The sequence below is a fragment of the Streptomyces sp. NA04227 genome (assembly GCF_013364195.1).
Lineage (GTDB): Bacteria > Actinomycetota > Actinomycetes > Streptomycetales > Streptomycetaceae > Streptomyces.
On the sequence record NZ_CP054918.1, the window covers coordinates 5,306,035 to 5,320,715 of the forward strand.

The window sequence follows — 14,681 nt, forward strand, 5'->3', positions numbered from 1 at the left end:
GCCGACTGAGGATCTCTGATCGCCGATGAATACTCGGCCAGGTTCTGTTGGGGGCGACAGGCTCCGGCGGGCTCGCTTCCACGACGCATAGGGCGAGCGCACGATTCGTCGTCCCTGGCGGCGCGCGCAGGAATCCGGAACCAACGCCGGAGCTCTTCCGGTGGCGCTGGTTTGACGCGACGAACCGCCCTTAGTGCACCTGCTTTCTTGCCTGCGGCGCAGCCATGCAGCCACGCATCCACGTAGCCACGCAGCGACGCGACGGGGCGACCTCGGCCGGCAAGCCGCTCCCCTTCTCGTGGCCGAAACCAGTCGGGTCCGGTGCGATGAGCTCCGGGGATGATCGTTCATCCCGTGCATGAAATCGCACAGTGTGTGACGAAATTAGGCCTGACCTGCGTGTTCTCTCGCCACTCTCACCCTGGGTGTGCATTGCCGGGCGCATATTCGATTGAAGGTGTGACGTTTTTCGACGCGGGGGCGCAGTAGGAAGTGAGCCGACTGGTCATCGGCCGCGCACGAGCCGGGGTTCCCCCCGTACCCGCGGCTCAGTGCCAACCGGCGCGGGTGGGACACGTTCCCCCGGTCCCACCCGCGCCGCCAAACTTCTCGGTCGATGCGGGCGCCTACCCCCGGCCACACCCGTTCCGACCTCGCTCCCCTGCTGTGACACTTCCCGGCAGAGGCTGACGCCGCCCGACACCAGAACGACTTTCCGGTACTTCCGGGTGACACCTCGCCCGCTTCCGGCGAAGAACATGCGGAAGGCGGGCGGCATGCGGCCCCGTACCCCGCATGCGCCCGCCTGGCTCCGCACGGCGGTCGCTACTTGTAGACGACCACCTTGTCGCCGGTCTTCACCTGGTCGAAGAGGGCGGCGATCTTCTTCTTGTCGCGCACGTTCACGCAGCCGTGGGAAGCGCCGTTGTATCCCCGAGCCGCGAAATCGGAGGAGTAGTGCACCGCCTGGCCCCCGCTGAAGAACATCGCGTAGGGCATCGGGGTGTCGTAGAGGGTCGACACGTGGTCCTTGTTCTTCCAGAACACGCTGAACTCGCCCTCACGGGTCGGCGTGTACTGCGAGCCGAAGCGCACGTCCATGGCCGCGAGCACCTTGCCGTTGACCATCCACTGCAGCGTCCGGCTCGTCTTGCTGATGCAGAGCACCCGCCCCTTCAGGCAGCGCGAGTCCGGCTTCGCGGGCTGCCTGGTGGTCGGCGGGTAGAGCTCGTCCCGGGTGGGTACGTCGGTGAGGTCCTGCACCTTCAGCCAGGTTTTGAGATCCGCCTTGCCGGTACGGGTGAGACCGTGCGCGCCCTGGAACGCGGACACGGAGTTCGCGGTGATCGAACCGTAGTAGCCGGTGGGGGAGCGGTCGAAGTGCTTCAACTGGCGCAGCCGGGCCTGCAGTTCACGCACCTTGGGGCCTTCGGAGCCGGGGGCCATCACCGGCTTGGGCGCCGCGGGGCGCGCGGCGGCCTGCTGTGCGGTGCCGGGCGCCTGCCCGGCGGGCTTGCTGTCTGCCTGGACTGCCGGTGCCGCGGGTTTGTGCACCGCGGGCTTCTGCGCGGCAGGCTTGTGTGCCGGTGCCTTCTGCGGTTGCGCCGGAGCCTCGCTCGGCGAGGTGCGTATGGGCGTGCTTTCGCCCTTGGAGTCGACTGCCTGTGCCGTGCACCCGGTCACCGTGGCGACGGCGAGCGTCGCCGTGGCCGCGAGTGACCGGCGAATGACGGTTGCACGCATGAATGCCCCCCACTGTCCTGGGCTCTTGCCCTTGTTCTGGCTTGCGGCCGGGTCCGACCTGTCGCGGCGGGGATCCCCCGGCCGCTGCTCGAGCGGGCGGAAGGTACCGGCGCCCGTTGCGTATGTGTGCCAGTGAAGATGCTTCCCGGGCGCCAATGGTTGCGAACTCTTCACAGCCCGCTGGTGTGAGTCTGGCGGGTTTGTGATGTGCCTGTGCCTCTGCGAGCCCTGCCGAGACGGGAGTTGCCCTTCCGTCCGTCCTGGGAAGCCGCGAAAGATTTTCCGAGCGCTCCTGGCGTGGGCCGTTGTGGCACGAGCCGTGTCCCGGTGCGGACCTGGCCGTTCGCACGGTGCCGCGCGAGTAACGTCGGCCGTGCGCCGGGTGAGCGAGGTCGCCAAGGCTCTTCTCGGCGCTGCCGTACCGCGGTCGAGGCGGCGGAGTCCGCGATACGGCCGGGGGCCCGCAGCAGCAGTTTTCAGAAAGGCACAGCATGGCGCGCGAGTCCGAGTCGGGACTGCCCATCCAGCCGGTCTACGGCCCCCCGGACCTCGAGGACTGGGACCCCGCCCCGAAGTTGGGAGAGCCCGGCGCCTACCCGTTCACGCGCGGGGTGTATCCGTCCATGTACACGGGCCGTCCATGGACGATGCGCCAGTACGCAGGCTTCGGTACGGCCGTCGAGTCCAACGCCCGCTACAAGCAGCTCATCGCCCACGGCACGATGGGCCTGTCCGTCGCCTTCGACCTGCCCACACAGATGGGCCACGACTCCGACGCCCCCCTCGCCCACGGCGAAGTCGGCAAGGTGGGAGTGGCGATCGACTCCCTCGAGGACATGCGGGTCCTGTTCGACGGGATTCCCCTGGACAAGGTCTCCACCTCGATGACCATCAACGCCCCCGGCGCCCTCCTGCTGCTCCTCTACCAACTCGTCGGCGAGGAACAGTCAGTACCCGCGGACAAGCTGACCGGCACCATCCAGAACGACGTCCTCAAGGAGTACATCGCCCGCGGAACTTATATCTTTCCTCCCAAACCATCCCTCCGTCTCGTCGCCGACACCTTTCGGTACTGCCAGGCCGAGATCCCGAAGTGGAACACCATCTCGATCTCCGGCTACCACATGGCCGAAGCCGGGGCCTCTCCCATGCAGGAGATCGCGTTCACCCTCGCCAACGGCATCGCGTACGTACGGACCGCCATCGCCGCGGGCATGGACGTCGACGACTTCGCCCCACGCCTCTCCTTCTTCTTCGTCGCCCGTACGACCCTTCTCGAAGAGGTCGCCAAGTTCCGTGCCGCCCGGCGAATCTGGGCCCGGGTGATGCGCGAGGAGTTCGGTGCCGAGAACCCCAAGTCACTGATGCTGCGCTTCCACACCCAGACCGCGGGCGTCCAGCTCACGGCACAGCAGCCCGAAGTGAACCTCGTACGAGTCGCCGTCCAAGGCCTGGCGGCCGTCCTCGGTGGCACCCAGTCGCTGCACACCAACGCCTTCGACGAGGCGATCGCCCTGCCCACGGACAAGTCCGCGCGCCTGGCCCTGCGCACCCAGCAGGTACTCGCCCACGAGACCGACGTCACCGCCACGGTCGACCCCTTCGCGGGCTCCTACGCCGTCGAGAGGATGACCGACGACGTAGAGGCCGCCGCCGTCGAACTCATGACCAGGATCGAGGAACTCGGCGGCGCTGTCGGCGCCATCGAACGCGGCTTCCAGAAGGACGAGATCGAAGACAGCGCCTACCGCATCGCGCAGCAGACCGACTCCGGCGAACGCGTCGTCGTGGGCCTCAACCGCTACTCCCTCGACGTCGAGGAGCCCTACGCACCCCTCCGGGTCGACCCCGCCATCGAGGCCCAGCAGGCACAGCGGCTGGCCGAACTCCGTGCCACACGTGACCAGGCCGTGGTGGAGGCGACCCTCGCCGAGCTGAGGCGAGCAGCCGAAGGCACCGACAACGTCCTCTATCCGATGAAGGAAGCCCTCAGAGCCCACGCCACCGTCGGCGAGGTCTGCAACGCACTGCGCGAAGTGTGGGGGACATACGTGCCGAGCCACGCCTTCTGACCGACCCGGCCTCCGCCCGCCGAAGAGCTGAGCCGCCGGCCCCACGGCCGCGCCCTTCTGCGAAGCCCAGCCGCTGGCCCCACGACCGCACCCATCTGCGTAGCCGAGCCACCGGCCCCACGGTCGAAGCGCCCTTCCTGCGAGCGGTCACCCGGGCTGTGCGGCCGGAGCAGGGCGAGCTGACCGGTGAGTTGATCTCCCGAGTCCTGTCCGCTCATTCCGCCCCTCTGTCCGCTACGCGGACAGTCGTGCGGATCTTCGTACGAACGTGCGAGACTCCGGTTCATGCTGGGTGTCACCGATCTGCCGACCTACCTCGCCGGTCTTGTCCTCATCGTCCTCCTTCCGGGGCCGAACTCCCTCTACGTGCTGTCCGTCGCCGCCCGCCGTGGAGTCCGCGCCGGTTACACCGCATCCGCCGGGGTGTGGTGCGGGGACACCGTGCTCATGACGCTGTCGGCGGCCGGAGTCGCTTCCCTGCTCCAGGCCAACTCCGTGCTCTTCGGCATCGTGAAATACGCGGGTGCCGGTTATCTCAGCTGGCTTGCGATCGGCATGCTGCGAGCCGCCTGGCAGATGTGGCGGTCCCGCAGCCGCCCGGTGACGGCCGACCACGCCGAGGAGGCGGCACCCGCCTCGGGCGAACGGCCCTTCCGCCGGGCCTTCGTGGTCAGTCTGCTCAACCCGAAGGCGATCCTGTTCTTCGTCGCGTTCTTCGTTCAGTTCGTCGATCCCGGATACGCCTACCCGGCGCTCTCCTTCCTCGTCCTTGGCACCTTCGCGCAGATAGCGAGCTTCCTCTACCTCAGTGCGCTGATCTTCAGTGGAACTCGGCTCTCGTCCGCCTTCCGCCGCCGTAAGCGCCTGGCAGCCACGGCCACTTCGGCGGCAGGCGCACTGTTCCTGGGCTTCGCGCTCAAGCTGTCGCTGTCGAGCGCCTGACGTCGACGACCCGCCGCGAAGCCCGGAGCTCTCACCCGGTCAGGACCGCTTCCAGGTAGTCCTTCACCCCCTCCGCGCTCTCGCCCGCCCACCCCACATAGCCGTCGGGTCGCACCAGGAAGACACCGGTTCCGTAGGCCTCGTACGGGGGCAGCCGATGGGTGCGCACGATCCGGTGGTCGAGTTCGGGCAGGGGCACATCGGTCCCGATGGCCAGCAGCGACCAGTGCGTGCCACGGAAGAGGTCGAACAGCCGGTTGCCGCCCGGGCGCCCGTCAGGGGCTCTGTCTCCCACCCGCACTCCACCCGGGCCGGTGTGCTCGCGTGTCTCGACCGAGAGCGACGAGTCTCCGTAGCCGAGGCCCAGTTGCTGCACTTCCGGTCCGCGTTGGACGGTGGTCGCGCCGCCCTTGGCGACCGTGGTGCGGTGGATGCGTGTCGACAGGCCGAGCATCTCCGCGGCGATCGGGAGGCGCTCCTCCTCATAGGTGTCGAGGAGGTTCTCCGGTGCGCCGTCCCGGAGTACCGCGGCCAGCTTCCAACCCAGGTTGTAGACGTCCTGAATGCTGGTGTTGAGGCCTTGGCCGCCTGCCGGTGAGTGGACATGCGCCGCGTCCCCGGCGAGGAAGATCCGCCCCTGGCGGAAGCGTTCGGCCAAGGCGGCCTTGGCCCGGAATTCCGAGGCCCACAGCACCTCGTCGACAGCTGACGCCGAGAGGTGGGTGCGGTGATCCACCAGCTTGAGAACGCCCTCGGCCGAGGCGTCCGGGATGCTGTCCACCTCGGGATACTGCACGAGGATCTGGAAGACATTGCCCGGGCCGGGCAGGGGGCACATGGACATGCCGCCACCGTCCTCGCCCTGCCACACGTGCCAGTGGTCACGGTCCAGTGGTGCTTCCGGCGCCAGTTCGACATCCGCCACCAGCAACGGCCTCGGATCCACGGTCTCTCCGGTCATGCCGATGCCCAGCCCCTGCCGCACCGAGGACCGTCCACCGTCCGCGGCCACCGCATACGAAGCGCGCACCGTCCGCCCGTCGCCGAGCCGAGCCGTCACCCCTGAGTCGTCCTGAGCAAGTATGGTCACCGCGCGTCCGAAGTGAACCCGGCCGCCCAACTCCTTCAGGCGCCTGAACAGCACTTCCTGGGTGCGTGCCTGCGGTATCAGCCAGGCGTTGGCATGGGGCACCTGTTCGGAATCCTGGCTCAACTCGACCATCTGCCAGGTCTTTACGGGTCGGCCGGCCTCCCAGAGCCGCATCGGCGGATAGAGCGAGCCCGAGGCGTGGATCGCGGGCAACACCCCGAAGTCGTACAGGATTTCCTGTGTCCGGGGCTGGATTCCCTTGCCCCGTGAGCCGGGGAACAGTCGCTCCTCGCGTTCGGCGACCAGGCAGCGCACGCCGCGCCTGGTCAGATCGAGCGCGAGCGCCAACCCGGTGGGCCCGGCGCCGACGATCAGCACGTCGGCCGAGATCTCGTCCCTGCCCTCCTCACTCCTGCCCTCCCCTCTTACTCGCTGCTCCGGTCCCTCTCGTTCCGGCGGTCCGTCCGCCGGACTCGTCCTGCTCCTGGCTCCCGTCGTGGAAGTCATCCCTACCTCCGAGTTCTTAGTGCGTTGAGTCGCTGAGGATTACGCAGCGTGCCTTAACGACGTTAAGGTCGCCTGCCGTCAGATTGCCTTAACGGTGTTAAGGTGTCAAGCGTGGAAGAGCGAGAGCGGACCGAAACTTCGACGGATGCCGAAGAGGCGAAGGTGAAGAAGGGGAAGGGGCGGGTGGGCGCGCGGGCGGAGAAGGCCAAGCTCGACAAGTCCCGCGTCGCGTCGACCGCGCTGGATCTGCTGAACGATGTCGGTCTCGAGGGGCTGACCCTGCGAGCGATCGCCAAGGAGCTGAACATCCAGGCGCCCGCGCTCTATTGGCATTTCAAGAACAAGCAGGCCCTGCTGGACGAGATGGCCACGGAGATGTACCGGCGGATGACCGTCGACATCGTCTACGCGCCCGCGGCCGGCTGGCAGGACCATCTGCGCGAGGCGAACCACGGCCTGCGCGACTCCCTGCTCCGGTACCGGGACGGGGCGAAGGTCTTCAGCGGCTCACAGTTCACCGGGAGCGGGCACGGCGAGGGGATGGAGACCGAGCTCGACTATCTGCTCCGGGCCGGATTCAGCCTGCGGCAGGCGGTGCGCGCCAGTACCACGGCGTACCTGTTCACGCTCGGATTCGTCACCGAGGAACAGGGAGTGCGGCCGGTGCCGGGGAAGCCGGGTCAGGGGGTGGACCTCGCGCAACGCTCCGAGAATCTCAGGGAGTACCCGCTCGCGGCCGCGGCGGGCGAGGAGCTGTTCGCGTCCTACGACGAGCGGTTCGACGAGGGCCTGGACATCGTCATCCTGGGCATCGAGACGCGGTACGGGATCCACTGAGTCGTCCGGTCCCCAACTGAAGGCGTTCGGGCCGGAGTTGCCGCTTGTCCCACGATCGAGTGAACTCGGGTGAATTTTCCCCACGGGCGGCCTCGGTGGGGCAGAGTGGACCCGGGCGGAGGTGTCGGGCACATCACCTCGGACCCGGCGACGACTTCGGGCGGCACCCCGAGGGATGCCGCCCGAAGACGCAGCAAAGAAAGACGAAGAAGAACGAGACGAGGGCTCAGCGCCGAGGGGCCAGGGCCGAGCGCAGCTTCGGTGTCATCCAGTCCTCGACGAACCTGTTCAGCAGCCAGGCCAGCACCAGCATCGACGTGATCGTGAGCGCCAACGTCGCGGACGAGGGCAGGTCCAGACGCTGATGCAGGACCTCCACAACGACCCAGCCGAGGTGCTCGTGCACCAGGTAGAAGGGATAGGTGAGTGCACCGGCGACCGTCAGCCAGCGCCAGTTCGCCCAGTTCATGGCGCCGAGCGCAATGGCTCCGACGGCCATGAAGCCGAGGGTGACGACCAGGATGATGCCGACCGAGGAGCGGTTCGAGAAGAACTCGGGGTTCGGCGGGTGCCAGAGCTTGGACACCGCGTAGTGCTGTCCTATCAGCCAGCTGACACCGACGATGCCCCAGCCGATGGCGTCGCGGCGGTCGCGGTGCAGCAGGTACAGCCCTATGCCGCCGATGAAGAACGGTGCGTACTCGGGCATGAGCACGATGTCCAGGAGCGGCTCGTTGGCCGCCTCGGCTATGGCCGCGGCCAGCGTCCAGCCCGCGCAGAAGAGAATCACCCGCTGCCGGGTCGCCCCCGGGAGGACGACGCACAGGGCGAACAGCGCGTAGAAGCGGACCTCGGCCCAGAGCGTCCAGCAGACGCCGAGGACGCGGTCCACGCCCAGCGGTTGCTGCATCATCGTGAGGTTCACGAGTGTGTCGCTCGGCGAGGCGGCCTTGAACGCGATGGTGGGCAGGGCGAAGACCGCGGTCACCAGAATGATGGCCGCCCAGTACGCGGGCAGCAGTCGCGAGGCGCGTGAGGCGAAGAACGACCTCAGCGGTCGGCCCCAGCCGCTCATACAGATCACGAAGCCGCTGATCACGAAGAAGATCTGTACGCCCAGGCAGCCGTAGGCGAAGAACTCGTGCGCCGTGGGGAACTGCACCTTGCTGGAGGTGCCCCAGGACTGGGAGATCTCCCCGTCGCGACCGCCGTAGTGGTAGAAGGCCACCATCAGGGCGGCGACCAGGCGGAGGCCGTCCAGAGCACGGAGCCGGGGCGCGTGCTTGGCGGGTTTCGGCGTGGGCTGCTCGGCCCGGGCCTCGGGGAGCTGTTTTGTCTCGGTTCCGGCGGCCGTCATCCGAGAGCAGCCCGCTTGAAGGAGCGTGCCCGGCGGGCGACGCGACGCACGGTGGCGTTGCGCGGAATGAAGGCGAGCTGCTGCGGCATGGCGCCCGGCAGCGCGAGGGAGGTGAGGCGACGGCGCTTGAAGTAGCGCCAGGTGTGGGCGTTCAGGTGGCGCGCGAGGTAGGTCTCGGCGGCGGGACGCAGGCTCGGGTAGATCTTCGACTGCATCGCGAAGCCGACGGCGAGGATCAGCTGGCTCAGGTCGGCCACGGGCATGCCCGGTGCCTGGGCCTTGACGGCCACCTTGTCGGTGAGCTCGGGCAGCAGCGCGTCGACGATGGTGGCCGGTACCCGGTTGCTGTTCTGGTACGGCGAGAGGCGGTCGAGCAGCTTGCCCGTGTCCAGCCGGGCCACGGGCAGTTGGTAGAACGTCGAGGCCGTGAGCAGGGCCGTGGAGAAGCAGCCGGCGACCAGGGCCGGGCGGATCCGCTGGTACAACACCTCGGCGAGGACCGGGGAGTTGAAGATGGTCAGCTCGACGCCGAGTTCCTCCGCCTCGCGCTCCAGGCTGCGCGACCAGCGCACCGGCGCCGAGGGGTGCGGCTTGAACACGATGCGGGTGTGGCCGAGTTCGGCGGCACCGCGGAGAAGCCGTACGTGGAGGTCTTCCTCTTCCTCGGCGGTGAGGATGTCGAGCGCCGAGAGGTACTGGCCGAGGAGCAGGGCGGGGCCGGTGGTGTCCGGTACGTCGGCCAACGAGGCGCGGTCGTCGCCGAGTTCACCGAGGACCTTGAGGAAGACGTCCGTCGGGATGATCTCGGGTTCGACGTCGAACTCGGTGAGCAACATGGGCTTCAGGCCCGGGACCAGGTCCAGGTGCAGCAGCCTGCGTACCCGCGAACCGACCAGCGGGTCGATCTTGTTGCGGGTCGGGCCGTAGCTCATCAGGCCGTCGGCGTAGACGTCCAGCGGGGCGCCGAAGAAGATCTGGGAGAGGCCGAGGGCCGGGTGGACCTGGATGGACTCGACGGCCAGTTCGATGTCGTCGTCGCCGAGGTTCCAGGCGAGCCGCAGATGACGCTCCCACAGGGGCACGTCGTCGCCGCGCGGGGACCAACCGCCGGGGTGGAACGGGGTGATGGTCTCGTTCCAGGAGATGACGTCGTCGAAGCGGCCGCGCAGCGGGGCGAAGCCGGGCATCTCGTCGACGGACGCGGAGACCTCGGGGTTCGCGGCGTTGTTCGAGACGAGCAGGATGCGCCGGTCGGCCGGGGCGAAGCAGTCCGCGTCGAGGGCCGCGGCGAGGGTGGCCGTGCCGTAGAGGGTCGAGGCGAAGAAGATCTGCGTCGTCACGCCGCGACCCCCGCAGGGGCCGAGCGGCGGCGCAGGCGGCGCAGCCGCGTCGCGCGCTGGGCATCCATGGAGTCGAGCGCCTCGTCCAGGATGTCCTGCGGCATGCGCCGAAGCGCCGCGGAACTCATGGCTTTCAATTTGCGCGCCACGGGGGGTTCGAACCTTTCGATGGAGCCCAGGTGGTGCGAGATGATGGCGCAATAGGTGCGCACGGCTTTCGGCAGCAGCCGGGCCGCGTCACGATCCTTTGCGGTCTCCTCGATCACCTGGTCGAACGCACGGATGAAGTCGAGTTGGCGGACATCACCGATCTGGGTCAGTGAAGACGCCACCCCGCGACGGTAGTACACGCCGAGCAGTCCCACTGCGGCGAAGCTCTCCGCTTCCCGGTGCAATTTCCAGATCCATGGCCGGTCCTCAGCGGTTCGCAGACCGTGCGTGAAATGCAGCACACCGGTGTCGATCAGACGGCGGTGGTAGATGCCTGCCCAGGCGTAGGCGTAGTCCACGGAGGTGGAGCGGTCGGCGGGCAGGATCACGTCACGCGGGTTGAGTGCCTGGTTGCGCTTGCCGACCGGCACACGGTGGATGCTGCGGGCCCGGGCGGTGCACTGCACATGGTCCGTACGGAGGAAGTCGACGTCCAACTTCTCGATGCTGCGCACGAGTTGGTCGTAGTAACCGGGTGCGAGCCAGTCGTCGCCGTCGAGGAAGGTGAGGTACTTACCGTTCGCCGCGTCGATGCCTGTGTTGCGGGCGGTGGCGAGGCCTCCGTTCTGTTCGTGTCTGAGGAGCCTGGCACCCGGAAGTTCGCGCTCGGCTTGCGCGAGGATGTCCGGGGTCTCGTCCCGCGAACAGTCGTCGACGAGAATGAACTCGAAGTCGTCGCGCGCATTGGCACGCAAGGACTTCAGAGTGTCGGGCGCGTATTGCTGCACGTTGTAGAACGGCACGATGACGGAGAGCTTAACCACGTACAGGACGTTAAGCCCCCGCGCCGCGCCTGTCTCGTACCTTGGTGAGATGTCTGGTGAACGACACGTGCCAGGTTGGTGAACCTGGGGATATTTTGAGCCTGATGAGGGCTGATTTTCGGCCCGTTGGTGGACTGTTAACCGTTTGTTGGGCCGAGATTCGGGCACGACTTCATATTGCTTCCTAATGTCTGAGGCGTGCCAGGAAGTACCTCCACCTCCCAGTCCTCTCTGCGGGTCGCCGTGCTCGCGGACTCCGATACCCGGTGGAAATGGGGAGCTCTCACCGCGAACCGGATCGTATCGGACAGTAGGCTCAGCGGCTTTCTTCTGCGCGGGCGGGCCACCCCGACTCCGCGTCAACTCCAGGAAGTTGGTGTCACCGCAGATTCACTCCGCGAGGTAACAGCGGTCGAGTTCCTCAGGGAGATGGAGCGCGAGGTCGAGGAGTACGACGTGATCGTGCTCGCCCTCGTCGGAGGTGCCGTCCAGGCGATGCTGCACGGGCTCGCCCGGGTGTGGCAGGACCGGCCGGAACGTCCGGTGGTCGTGACCGGTTATGTGGGTGTGGTCTACGAGAAGCTGGCCGACGGTCTGCTGCTGCGCCACGGCGCGGACCTCGTCCTGGCCAACTCCCGTCAGGACGCCGAGCGTTTCCGTGCGGTGTACGAGGGAGTGGGTGCCGACGCCTCCGGTGTCACGGAGACCGCGCTGCCCTTCCTCGGCGGGGCCGACTACGTCCCGAACGACCCGTACACCGTGGTCTTCGCGGCGCAGCCGTCCGTGCCCGAGAACCGCAAGGACCGCACCTATCTGCTCGAACGGCTCGTGCAGCACGCGAAGTTGCACCCTGAGCGCGAGGTGCTGCTCAAGCTGCGCAGCAGGCCCGGTGAGCACACGACGCACATCGAGGAACTCCCGTACCAGAAACTCGCACAGCGGATCGAAGGGGGACTTCCGTCCAACTTCCGCCTGGTGTACGGAAATATGGGTGAAGTTCTCGACCGCACCGACCTCCTGGTCACCGTGAGCTCCACCGCGGCGCTCGAGTCGCTGCACCGCCGGATCCCGACCGTGGTGCTGAGCGACCTGGGTGTGCGCGAGGCGCTCGGCAACCACCACTTCATCGGCTCCGGATGCCTGGCGTCGTGGGACGAGCTGGACGAGGGGCACCGGCCCGAGCCCGACACCACCTGGGTGGCCCGGCAGGGAGTGGCCGCCGAGGGCGGCTACGAGCGGGCCTTCGACGAGGCGCGGGCACGCGTCCGCAAGCTGCTCACGGCCGAGTCGCTGGCGCCGATCAGCCCGTATTACACCCTCACCACAGCGCCTGGTTATCTGCCGGGAATCCTCGCCAGGCACCACCTCGACCGGGACGGCTCCCCGCTGCCCGGCGCGCCCGGTGCCGACAAGGAGCCCGGACCTGTGCGGCAGATCGTGCGCCGTGCCGCACGAGGGGCCTATCGCCACGGCGTACAACGTGTGGCTCCCGTCATCCGTCGTATGGGTGAGCTGTGAGCGCACCGGACCACTCGGCCGCGCCGGCGAACCCCGGCCGCGCCGATCGCACCAACTGCCCTGTGAAGGAGCATCCATGACCCACCCGGAAGCGGGTTCGCCGGCGCCAGTACGCCGCGTGCTCGCGGTGATCCCCGCACGCGGCGGCTCCAAGGGCGTACCCGCGAAGAACCTCGCCCCGGTCGGCGGCTCACCCCTGGTCGCCAGGACCGTACGAGAGTGCCGTGCGGCCCGGCTGGTCACGGATGTCGTCGTCTCCACGGACGACCAGGCCATCGCCGCGGCCGCCCGCGAGGCGGGCGCCGAGGTCGTGCTGCGTCCGGCCGCCATCGCCGGTGACACCGCCACCAGCGAGGCCGCGGTGCTGCACGCCATGGACGCGCACGAGGCCCTGCACGGCGCGGCGGTCGATGTGGTGCTGCTCGTGCAGTGCACCAGCCCGTTCATCCTGCGCGAGGACATCGACGGGGTCGTGGGCGCGATCACCAGCAACGGCGCGGACACCGCGCTGACCGTCGCCCCCTTCCACGGCTTCGTCTGGCGGGACGCCGGTGACGAGCCCGAGCCCGCCATCGAGAGCGAGCGCAGCGAGGCGGTCGGCGGCGGGGCCACCGTCGCCAACACCACTGCCATCGGCGGGGGTTATGGTGTCAACCACGACAAGTCCTTCCGGCCCCGTCGTCAGGACCGGCCGCAGGACCTGCTGGAGACCGGCGCCGCGTACGCCATGGACGCGGCCGGATTCCGCAAGCACAACCACCGCTTCTTCGGGCACACCGAACTGGTGCGCACCGACCCCGCGCGGGTCCTCGAGATCGACGACCCGCACGACCTCGCCCGTGCCCGCGCGCTCGCCCCGCTGTTCGACGCGGAGCGGCCCGGCGCCCTGCCGACGCGCGCGGACGTGGACGCGGTCATCCTCGACTTCGACGGCACCCAGACCGACGACAGGGTGCTGATCGACTCCGACGGACGGGAATTCGTCTCCGTGCACCGCGGTGACGGACTTGGCATCGCCGCCCTGCGCAGGGCGGACCTGAAGATGCTCATCCTGTCCACGGAGCAGAACCCGGTAGTCGCCGCACGTGCCCGGAAGCTGCAGATTCCGGTACTGCACGGCATCGACCGGAAAGACCTCGCACTCAAGCAGTGGTGCGAGGAGCAGGGCATCGCGCCGGAGCGCGTGCTCTACGTCGGCAACGACGTCAACGACCTGCCGTGTTTCAGCCTGGTCGGCTGGCCGGTAGCGGTCGCGAGTGCTCACGACGTCGTGCGTGGCGCCGCACGCGCGGTCACCACCCTTCCCGGTGGTGACGGCGCGATCCGAGAGATCGCCGCCTGGATTCTCGGCCCCTCCCTCGACAAGTAAGGAAAATTGTCATGAGCTCCAACCCCCGCCTGCGCAGCTTCGGTTCCCGTACCGCCGGACCGGGCCAGCCCGTTTACGTCTGTGGCGAGATCGGCATCAACCACAACGGTGAGCTCGACAACGCGATCAAGCTGATCGACGTCGCCGCCGACGCCGGTTGTGACGCCGTCAAGTTCCAGAAGCGGACGCCCGAGATCTGCACCCCGCGTGACCAGTGGGACATCGAGCGCGACACCCCCTGGGGCCGGATGACGTACATCGACTACCGGCACCGCGTCGAGTTCGGTGAGGAGGAGTACACCGCGATCGACGAGCACTGCAAGAAGCGCGGTATCGACTGGTTCGCCTCCCCGTGGGACACCGAGGCCGTCGCCTTCCTGGAGAAGTTCGACCTGCCGGCCCACAAGGTGGCCTCCGCCTCCCTGACGGACGACGAGCTGCTGCGCGCCCTGCGTGCCACCGGCCGCACGATCATCCTGTCCACGGGTATGTCCACCCCGAAGCAGATCCGCCACGCGGTGGAGGTGCTCGGCAGCGACAACATCCTGCTCTGCCACGCCACGTCGACCTACCCGGCCAAGGCCGAGGAGCTCAACCTGCGCGTGATCAACACCCTGCAGGACGAGTACCCGAACGTGCCGATCGGCTACTCCGGCCACGAGCCCGGTCTGCAGACCACGCTGGCCGCGGTCGCCCTGGGCGCCACCTTCGTGGAGCGTCACATCACCCTCGACCGCACCATGTGGGGCTCCGACCAGGCCGCCTCCGTGGAGCCGCAGGGTCTGGAGCGTCTGGTCCGCGACATCCGCGTGATCTCGACCGCTCTCGGTGACGGTGTCAAGAAGGTCTACGAGTCCGAGCTCGGCCCGATGAAGAAGCTCCGTCGCGTCCCCGGCGTCATCGCCGAGGCCGAGTCCGGCGCGCAGGCCTGA

Annotated in this window: 11 protein-coding genes; 6 read left to right on the forward strand and 5 right to left on the reverse strand. The window is 68.1% G+C overall.

From position 1 onward, the window contains the following. Positions 1-825 precede the first annotated feature (825 nt). Positions 826-1,743: a L,D-transpeptidase family protein gene (locus tag HUT18_RS22770; RefSeq protein ID WP_176102418.1), complete on the reverse strand. Its 918-nt coding sequence runs from the start codon at positions 1,741-1,743 to the stop codon at positions 826-828. A 491-nt stretch (positions 1,744-2,234) separates the two neighbouring features. On the opposite strand from HUT18_RS22770, the gene HUT18_RS22775 reads away from it, so the two are divergent. After that, entirely contained in the window at positions 2,235-3,815 is a 1,581-nt protein-coding gene (locus HUT18_RS22775) for a methylmalonyl-CoA mutase (protein ID WP_176102419.1), read from the forward strand. Between the two features lie 285 nt (positions 3,816-4,100). Beyond that, on the forward strand, positions 4,101-4,757 hold the full coding sequence (gene leuE, locus HUT18_RS22780) for a leucine efflux protein LeuE (protein WP_176102420.1): 657 nt from the start codon (positions 4,101-4,103) through the stop codon (positions 4,755-4,757). Between the two features lie 31 nt (positions 4,758-4,788). Here the strand turns inward: leuE and HUT18_RS22785 are convergent, their stop codons facing one another. Then, on the reverse strand, positions 4,789-6,354 hold the full coding sequence (locus HUT18_RS22785) for an FAD-dependent monooxygenase (RefSeq protein ID WP_176102421.1): 1,566 nt from the start codon (positions 6,352-6,354) through the stop codon (positions 4,789-4,791). A 183-nt stretch (positions 6,355-6,537) separates the two neighbouring features. On the opposite strand from HUT18_RS22785, the gene HUT18_RS22790 reads away from it, so the two are divergent. Further along, positions 6,538-7,191, forward strand: coding sequence for a TetR/AcrR family transcriptional regulator C-terminal domain-containing protein (locus tag HUT18_RS22790; protein WP_176104739.1), 654 nt, complete (start codon positions 6,538-6,540; stop codon positions 7,189-7,191). A 226-nt stretch (positions 7,192-7,417) separates the two neighbouring features. Here the strand turns inward: HUT18_RS22790 and HUT18_RS22795 are convergent, their stop codons facing one another. From HUT18_RS22795 to HUT18_RS22805, 3 genes are read right to left on the reverse strand one after another with little or no spacing between them, the layout of a single operon-like run. After that, positions 7,418-8,548: an acyltransferase gene (locus tag HUT18_RS22795; protein WP_176102422.1), complete on the reverse strand. Its 1,131-nt coding sequence runs from the start codon at positions 8,546-8,548 to the stop codon at positions 7,418-7,420. Further along, the gene (locus HUT18_RS22800) at positions 8,545-9,888 is read right to left on the reverse strand and encodes a polysialyltransferase family glycosyltransferase (protein ID WP_176102423.1); all 1,344 of its coding nucleotides are present in this window, start codon (positions 9,886-9,888) and stop codon (positions 8,545-8,547) included. The genes HUT18_RS22795 and HUT18_RS22800 overlap by 4 nt, the downstream gene beginning before the upstream one ends. Beyond that, positions 9,885-10,862, reverse strand: coding sequence for a glycosyltransferase family 2 protein (locus HUT18_RS22805; protein ID WP_176102424.1), 978 nt, complete (start codon positions 10,860-10,862; stop codon positions 9,885-9,887). The genes HUT18_RS22800 and HUT18_RS22805 overlap by 4 nt, the downstream gene beginning before the upstream one ends. Positions 10,863-11,093: 231 nt before the next feature. Here HUT18_RS22805 and HUT18_RS22810 point away from each other — a divergent pair, with 231 nt between their 5' ends. The 3 genes from HUT18_RS22810 (at position 11,094) to HUT18_RS22820 (ending at position 14,681) form a co-directional block, all read left to right on the forward strand. Beyond that, a complete protein-coding gene (locus HUT18_RS22810; protein ID WP_176104740.1) occupies positions 11,094-12,380 on the forward strand; it encodes a DUF6716 putative glycosyltransferase in 1,287 nt (428 codons plus the stop codon). A 76-nt stretch (positions 12,381-12,456) separates the two neighbouring features. Continuing rightward, a complete protein-coding gene (locus HUT18_RS22815) occupies positions 12,457-13,749 on the forward strand; it encodes an N-acylneuraminate cytidylyltransferase (protein WP_176102425.1) in 1,293 nt (430 codons plus the stop codon). 11 nt (positions 13,750-13,760) lie between these two features. After that, a complete protein-coding gene (locus HUT18_RS22820) occupies positions 13,761-14,681 on the forward strand; it encodes an N-acetylneuraminate synthase family protein (protein WP_176102426.1) in 921 nt (306 codons plus the stop codon).